The 4,764-nt window shown below is 47.2% G+C and carries 6 protein-coding genes; 2 read left to right on the forward strand and 4 right to left on the reverse strand.

All coding sequences use genetic code 11. The features are described 5' to 3' along the window. Positions 1-149: 149 nt before the first annotated feature. Complete coding sequence (gene ureE / locus IM456_RS08195) at positions 150-626, reverse strand: urease accessory protein UreE (protein WP_287665004.1); 477 nt, start codon at positions 624-626, stop codon at positions 150-152. Between the two features lie 77 nt (positions 627-703). Then, positions 704-1,189 (reverse strand): DUF4168 domain-containing protein, encoded by a 486-nt coding sequence (locus IM456_RS08200; RefSeq protein WP_149986558.1) that lies wholly within the window; start codon positions 1,187-1,189, stop codon positions 704-706. A gap of 544 nt (positions 1,190-1,733) precedes the next feature. Between IM456_RS08200 and hbs the strand changes: the two genes are divergently transcribed. Beyond that, entirely contained in the window at positions 1,734-2,018 is a 285-nt protein-coding gene (gene hbs / locus IM456_RS08205; RefSeq protein WP_149986496.1) for a non-specific DNA-binding protein Hbs, read from the forward strand. 31 nt (positions 2,019-2,049) lie between these two features. Continuing rightward, a complete protein-coding gene (cobD, locus tag IM456_RS08210) occupies positions 2,050-3,117 on the forward strand; it encodes a threonine-phosphate decarboxylase CobD (protein ID WP_287691293.1) in 1,068 nt (355 codons plus the stop codon). 109 nt (positions 3,118-3,226) lie between these two features. On the opposite strand, the gene psbC is transcribed toward cobD, so the two are convergent. Next, positions 3,227-4,609 carry a photosystem II reaction center protein CP43 gene (gene psbC, locus IM456_RS08215; RefSeq protein ID WP_002801320.1) on the reverse strand — a complete coding sequence of 461 codons (1,383 nt, stop codon included), beginning with the start codon at positions 4,607-4,609 and terminating at the stop codon, positions 3,227-3,229. Next, the coding region (locus IM456_RS08220) for a photosystem II protein D2 (protein ID WP_271931852.1) at positions 4,593-4,764 on the reverse strand (172 nt) is incomplete at its 5' end. The genes IM456_RS08220 and psbC, both read right to left, overlap by 17 nt.

The raw sequence follows: 4,764 nt of genomic DNA on the forward strand, positions 1-4,764 counted from the left end.
GCAAAAATAAGGATTAAATGGCATAAAATCTGTAAATAGACCATTTAATTGATTAATGCTCATTTTTAATTCTCCTGACTACTGACTACTGGCTACTGACTCCTAACCCTAACAACGATTTTTGATTTCTGCAAGAGGTCTTTTTGAAACTATCCCTTTTTTGCCTCTTCCAGGTCATGATAATGCTGATAAGCGCCGATTTCGGGGTTAAAAGGGGCGATTTCTTCATTTACAGTTAATCCCAAACCTTCTAACATTGCTTGTAGGACAGAATCGGGGGCCAGACGGAGGTAATCGGGGTTAATTTCTAGGGCTACATGACGATTACCGAGGTGATAGGCAGCTTTGAGGAGTAAATCGGTTGAAGGGGCGGTAATAGTGATAACTGGTTCTGGTTTAGCAATAATTTGAATAATTTCGCCGTTTTCCCCCCGCAGGAAATCGCGGTCCTGTAGAATCGTGCCGCGGGGTAAACGAAAACAGAGGGAGAAACCTTCGGGACTGTCGAGACGATAACGGCTGCGGGTGCGTTCTTCGGCCGTCAGTAGAAGGCTAAAAACTACCGTTTCTGGGGGAGGTGGACTAGCGGTATGACGGGGTGGTAAGCGCTCGGTAAAAGTTAACATGGTAGTGGTCAATGGGAAAAAACACTCTTAATTGTAGCCCTGACTCCAGCTTGACCCGAAAAACCGAGGAACTTTTTCTATTTATTCTCCCGTTGCAGACGAATCATCTCATTTTGCACCCGTCGTCTCAAGCTATCATCGGTACGAATCCGGTTAGTAATGGCGTTAAATTCAGTCGCATTCAGGCCACTATCTTTGACAATCTTTTTTGAGTTATTACAATAATCGACGGCAATTCTTTGGGCATTAGCGGGAAGATTATTAAAGCTTTCCCGTTGGTTACAGGTAATTGCTGGGGGACTTTTGCCTAAAATTTGCGAAATTGCCTGATAAGCTTGTCTTCTTTCGGTTTCGATCAACAAAACTGCGGTCGCATAACGTTTAATTTGGTCAGCCGTAAAATCTTGAGTATAAGCGGAAGACTGGAAACTAACCACCTCCGTCGTCCAAGAAAATTCGGGAATCAGACCGCCAAGAATGGCGATTACTGCCAAAAAAGTCACAATAAAAGAACGTCTTAAGCTTTGACCTAGATCGGCTAGGGGATAGCAGTAAATCACCATGCGAGTTTGTCGCTGAATAGATAATGATAGCAAACTTTCCAGTTAAATCCTGCTTTTTTGAATATTTTTAACGATCATAAGTTCCAATTTTAGCGAATATCTCCTGGGCCCGAACTTAATTTTTGGGCAGAAATTGCTTTGGTAAACTTTTTTAACGTTTCTAGGGGCAAAATTAGTCAAAAATCTTTGAGAGAACCGATGAACGATTTTTGGGAAGTTAGGATGCCTATCGCTTTTAGAGAATATTTATCGGCAATTTAGCCCGCTAATCTCTTTTTATTAGCTTATATCGCTGTTAATCTCTCGCTTATTCCCTTTTGTGTCCCCCGTGGCGGGGAATCAGGAGGAAATCTAGATAAATTAAAGGTTTCAGCGATTCCGATCGAGACAATTCCCGCTTAGAATAATGCAGTGGAATATATAGCCAATGAGGATTTGAGGCATTATTTAGTGATCTCGATCCTGGCGAGTCCTCAACAGGAGAACCATAAACTACTGACAACCACCCTAAACTCAGAAAAACCGCAAAACAAGGAGTTAGCGCATGAATAAAGGTGAATTAATCGATCAAATCGCTCTCAAAGCCTCTGTTACTAAAAAACAAGCAGATGCTGTTCTCACTGCCGCCATCGAAACCATTATCGAAGCGGTTTCTGAGGGGGACAAAGTAACCCTAGTAGGATTCGGTTCCTTCGAGGCCCGGGAACGTCAGGCCAGGGAAGGACGCAACCCAAAAACCGGCGATAAGATGGATATTCCGGCCACTCGCGTCCCAGCTTTCTCGGCGGGTAAACTGTTTAAAGACAGAGTGGCCCCGGATAAGGAATAATTACTGTTGAGCTTGGATCGCTGTAAGTCTTTTGCCTAGACCTAAACATGGTGGTAATCTTGACTGGGCGGCCGCCATTGCCGGCTGTCCGGTTTCCTCTATTCTCGATTTTTCTGCCAGTATCAATCCCCTCGGTCCGCCGGAAAGCGCCCTAACCGCTATTAAAAGCCATTTAACCAGTCTGACTCGTTATCCTGACCCCGGGTATTGGCAGTTGCGTTCTGCCCTCGCCCAATGGCATGATATCGGGCCGGATTGGATTCTCCCCGGCAATGGTGCGGCCGAGTTATTAACCTGGGCCGGTCGGGAATTAGCAGCATTTGATAGTGTTTATGTACTAACACCCGCTTTTAACGATTACGAACGGGCTTTAAAAAGTTTTGGTGGAAACATCTGCAAACATTCCCTAGATTTAACCACTTTAAAGCCGGTTAATCCCGAAAAACAAGGCTTATTACTCAATAATCCCCACAATCCCACGGGGAAACTCTGGACGGTGGCGGCCATTCGTCCCTATCTATCGCAATTTGGTTTGGTGGTAGTGGATGAAGCTTTTATGGATTTTTTACCCCCGCAACAACAGGAGAGTTTAATATCTCTCTTGCCGGAATATCCCAATCTCGTGATTGTGCGTTCCCTAACTAAATTTTACAGTCTCCCCGGTTTACGTCTAGGATACGTCCTCGCCCATCCCGATCGCCTGTTACAATGGCAAAGATGGCGCGATCCTTGGTCAGTGAATAATTTAGCTGTGGTTGCCGCTATTGCGGGAATTGAAGATAGAGATTTTCAACAACAAACTTGGGATTGGTTAACAGCAGCCCGTGAGGATTTATGGCAGGGATTAGCTAATTTTCCGCAATTACAGCCCCAAACCAGTGCCGCTAACTTCCTCTTAGTACAATCTCAATCTTCCTGTTTACCCCTACAGGAAGCTTTATTAAAATATCATCGAATTTTCATCCGCGATTGTCTCAGTTTCCCCGAATTGGGTAGCAATTATTTTCGGGTCGCTGTCCGTTTACCGGCAGAAAATCAACAATTATTATCGGCTTTAGAGAGTGTTTTAGCTGCGTCTGATACTAAATCCCTTGAGTAACGCACAGAAAACGGGTTTCTCGGAGAAACCCGTTTTCTACTCATGCAAATTAACAACAAAAAGGCTCCCGCCAACTAGACGGGAGCCGCTGCCATCGAACTAAGGGAAATTAGTCGAGGTCAGGCATTGCCAATGCGGGTTCAGTCTCGCGGTCAATTCCTTTCTCGAAACCGGCGGCGGCGGCGCGAGCGCGTCCAGCGTGCCAGAGGTGTCCAATCAGGAAGAAGAAGGCGAGAGTGAAGTGAGAGGTAGCCAACCAAGCGCGAGGAGACACATAGTTAAACGAGTTAACGTCAGTGATAACGCCACCTACAGAGTTCAAGGAACCTAAAGGAGCGTGGGTCATGTATTCAGCCGCGCGGCGGACTTGCCAGGGTTGTACGTCATTTCTGATTTTGTCGAGGTCTAAACCGTTAGGACCGCGGAGGGGTTCTAACCAGGGACCGCGGAAATCCCAGAAACGCATGGTTTCACCACCGAAGATGATTTCGCCAGTGGGAGAGCGCATCAGGTATTTACCTAGACCAGTGGGGCCTTGGGCAGAAGCGACGTTAGCACCTAAGCGTTGGTCACGCACCAAGAAGGTGAAAGCTTGAGCTTGGGAAGCTTCCATACCGGTCGGACCGTAGAATTCACTGGGATAGGCGGTGTTGTTAAACCAAACGTAAACGGCGGCGATAAAGCCCATCATGGAAAGAGCACCCAAGCTGTAGGACAGATAGGCTTCTCCAGACCAGATGAAAGCGCGACGCGCCCAAGCAAAAGGTTTGGTGAGAATGTGCCAGATACCGCCAGCGATACAGATTAAGCCAATCCAGATGTGACCGCCGATGATATCTTCCATGTTGTTGACGCTGATAATCCAGCCTTCGCCACCGAAAGGAGCTTTGGTCAGATAACCAAAGATAACTGCGGGGTTGAGGGTAGGATTGGTGATGATGCGGACATCACCGCCACCAGGGGCCCAGGTATCATAGACACCGCCAAAGAACATGGCTTTAAATACCAACAACAGCGCACCACAACCCAAGAGAATCAGGTGATAACCGATGATGTTGGTCATTTGGTTTTTGTCTTTCCAGTCGTAACCGAAGAAATTAGAGTATTCCTCTAGGGTTTCCGGTCCGCGGATAGCGTGGTAGATACCACCAAAACCGAGTACAGCCGAAGAAATTAAGTGCAGAACACCAGCGACGAAGTAGGGGAAGGTATCGACTACTTCACCACCCGGCCCGACCCCAAAACCGAGGGTAGCTAAGTGGGGGAGCAGGATTAAACCCTGTTCGTACATCGGTTTTTCGGGGATAAAGTGGGCGGTTTCAAACAGGGTCATTGCCCCGGCCCAGAAAACGATTAAACCGGCGTGGGCGACGTGAGCGCCGAGCAGTTTACCGGAGAGGTTGATGAGACGAGCGTTACCAGACCACCAAGCGAAGCCGGTGGAACTTTGGTCACGACCACTAGCGGTAGGGATATTAGAGAGCGTTACCACGCGGGAGAACCTCCTCAGGGAAGATAAAGTTTTCGTGGGGTTGGTCTTGGGGAGCCATCCAAGCTCTCAGACCTTCGTTAAGCAGAATATTTTTAGTGTAGAAGGTTTCAAATTCCGGGTCTTCCGCCGCTCTCAATTCCTGAGAAACGAAGTCA

Source organism: Microcystis sp. M079S1, from assembly GCF_020246425.1.
GTDB classification, from domain to species: Bacteria; Cyanobacteriota; Cyanobacteriia; order Cyanobacteriales; family Microcystaceae; genus Microcystis; species Microcystis aeruginosa.

What these genes read in the sequence shown, in the direction of transcription:
- ureE (WP_287665004.1), bottom strand. Translation starts at nt 626, where the DNA reads ATGTTAACTTTTACCGAGCGCTTACCACCCCGTCATACCGCTAGTCCA.
- IM456_RS08200 (WP_149986558.1), bottom strand. Translation starts at nt 1,189, where the DNA reads ATGGTGATTTACTGCTATCCCCTAGCCGATCTAGGTCAAAGCTTAAGA.
- hbs (WP_149986496.1), top strand. Translation starts at nt 1,734, where the DNA reads ATGAATAAAGGTGAATTAATCGATCAAATCGCTCTCAAAGCCTCTGTT.